The sequence below is a fragment of the Falsihalocynthiibacter sp. CO-5D18 genome (genome assembly GCF_041205445.1).
In the GTDB taxonomy this organism is placed as follows: domain Bacteria; phylum Pseudomonadota; class Alphaproteobacteria; order Rhodobacterales; family Rhodobacteraceae; genus Falsihalocynthiibacter; species Falsihalocynthiibacter arcticus.
Window position 1 is genome coordinate 1 of the sequence record NZ_JBGFCF010000044.1, and the last position, 2,351, is coordinate 2,351.

Sequence of the window (2,351 nt, forward strand, 5' to 3'; positions counted from 1 at the left end):
AACAATGGCCGCACTTGTCAGAATGGATTTCATTGATCTTCTCCTATTGAGTTGGGATTGAAGGGTTGGATTATTGAGCAAAACCGAGCATTCGGGGCAACCAAAGGGCCGCGTCTTCCCAGAAGGCAAAAGCAAAGAGGATGGCGATTTCCGCTATAAGAAACGGGAATAGTTTGATGGAAATACGTTCGATTTTTTCCCCTGTCACCGAAGACAGGACAAAGAGGCAGGCCCCAACTGGCGGTGTCATCAGCGATATATTCAGCGCCAAGATGAAAATGATACCTGCGTGGATCGGCTCTAGCCCGACCTGTTCGGTCAATGGCACCAAAACGGGAGCCAAAATGATGAGGATTGCGGTGATATCCATCACCATGCCGACGACCAAAAGGAGACAGATGATGATGGCGATGACGGCGTAGCGGTTGTCGGATAGCCCCAATACTGTTTCGGCAATCAACTGAGGTATACGCTCAAAACTCATCCACCAGCCGAGGATTCCAGCGAAGGCGATGATGACGAAAATGACTCCAGTGATGCGCGCTGTGCGTACCAGCATGGAATAGAAACCCTTGATGGTGAGCGTGCGGAAAACGAACACCCCGATAAACACCGCATAGGCCACAGCGATTGAGGCGGCTTCGGTTGGTGTTACGATGCCGCCCAAAATTCCGCCGAGGATAATTACGGGCATGGCAAGCGCTGTGAGCGACGAGACAAACGTGTCCCAAATTTCGCGCGGCGTCGCGCCACGGCTGGCTTTGGGCAGGTTCTCGCGTTTGCCGCCAATGGCGATCACGCCCATGCACACCACACAAATAACAAGGCCCGGAAGAACCCCCGCTGCGAACAATCCCGCAATCGAAACGCCCATCAACGATCCGTAGACAACCATCAAACCCGAGGGCGGAATGGTCGGCCCGATGATGGACCCCGCCGCCGTGACCGCACAAGCATAGTCGCGTTTGTAGCCTTCCTTCACCATCGCAGGAACCAATGTGCGACCAAATGCGGCGGCATCTGCGGTGGCCGATCCGGTCAATCCAGCGAAAAACACCGAGGCCAGCATATTGGTATGCGCCAATCCTCCACGGAACCGCCCAACCAGCACCTGCGCCAGTTTCACAAGCCGACTGGTGATGCCGATATCATTCATGATTTCGCCAGCGAGAATAAAGAACGGCATCGCCAGAAACGGAAAATTGTTCAGCCCGTTGAAAATCTTGCTGGGACCAATGGGCAAAAACTGGGTGCCACCCATATCAATCAAGCCGATGACACCCGCCAGTCCGATGGCGAAACCGATTGGCATGCCAAAGAGAATAAGGGCCACGAAGGCGAAAGCGACAATCATACGAGGTCCTCCTCAAGGTGATCGTTGAAAGGTGGTTCATCAATATGGCCGCCCATATCCCGCAGAAGGGCGAGGACAATTTGGAGCGAAGACAATCCCGCCGCGACAGGAATGGCCGCGTAGAAGGGCGCAAGGCTCGCGCCAAAAATCATAGCCTGGCGCGGGGCACCGCTGAGGGCAAATCCGATGCCGTACCATGTGACGTAAAGAAAAAGGGCGAGCGCAAGGACGTCAACGGCGATCAAAACTGCCCGCCGCACGCGATGCGGCAAAATCATGATAAACGCGGTCAGGCCAATGTGATCCCGCCGTGCAATGCCAGAGGACACCGCCAACATCGCGGCCCAGATCATCAGATAGCGCGCCAGAACTTCTGGCCAAGGCAATTGCCAATGGAAATAATAGCGATCCACCACACCCAGCCAGACATCCAAAACCAACGCCAACATTAGGGCGGCAACGATCGCCTCCACTGTCACATTTATGCGTGCGCTTGTATTTGCAGACCAGTTTCGCATGAACACCCTCCCCAATGTCGATTCTGTAACCGAGTTTCATTCTGCACTGCCGTCGGGGGTAAAATCAAGAGTTATTCGTTACTAAGGTACATAAATCCGCCGCAAACACCCATTATCATGTAATTTGTTGCCAATATTCCTGACGGGGTGTAACTAAGGTACGCAATAGTGACGTTAGGAAAATACCCGTGCCCAAGGCTTCAACCACACCTGAACTCCAAGATCTGCCGCCCCAAAAGGGCCGCTTTGGTATCACGGACGTGATTTCGGCGCTGCATCGCCGCGACGGCAGTCTCGCGGCTCAGGAGCAAAAAGTCGCGGATTATGTCAAGGAAAACCTCAAGGCGATTAGCTCTATGACCATCGGCGATCTGGCCAAGGATTGCGGCGTCAGTAAGCCCACCGTCATCCGGTTTTGTCGCAGTTTGGGGTGTGATGGCTTTCGTGATTTTAAACTGCGGTTGGCGCAAAATCTCGCC

2 protein-coding genes and 1 pseudogene are annotated in these 2,351 nt (G+C 53.9%); 1 reads left to right on the forward strand and 2 read right to left on the reverse strand.

Annotated features, from left to right (window positions below; translation table 11 throughout):
- Nucleotides 1–70 precede the first annotated feature (70 nt).
- Both AB9F27_RS21690 and AB9F27_RS21695 read right to left on the reverse strand, forming a co-directional pair.
- The gene (locus AB9F27_RS21690) at nt 71–1,354 is read right to left on the reverse strand and encodes a TRAP transporter large permease (protein ID WP_369756648.1); all 1,284 of its coding nucleotides are present in this window, start codon (nt 1,352–1,354) and stop codon (nt 71–73) included.
- The gene (locus AB9F27_RS21695) at nt 1,351–1,872 is read right to left on the reverse strand and encodes a TRAP transporter small permease (RefSeq protein ID WP_369756649.1); all 522 of its coding nucleotides are present in this window, start codon (nt 1,870–1,872) and stop codon (nt 1,351–1,353) included. Before AB9F27_RS21695 ends, AB9F27_RS21690 begins: the two co-directional genes overlap by 4 nt.
- Nucleotides 1,873–2,060: 188 nt before the next feature.
- On the opposite strand from AB9F27_RS21695, the pseudogene AB9F27_RS21700 reads away from it, so the two are divergent.
- Nucleotides 2,061–2,351 (forward strand): annotated as a pseudogene (locus tag AB9F27_RS21700) (MurR/RpiR family transcriptional regulator); the annotation flags it as partial.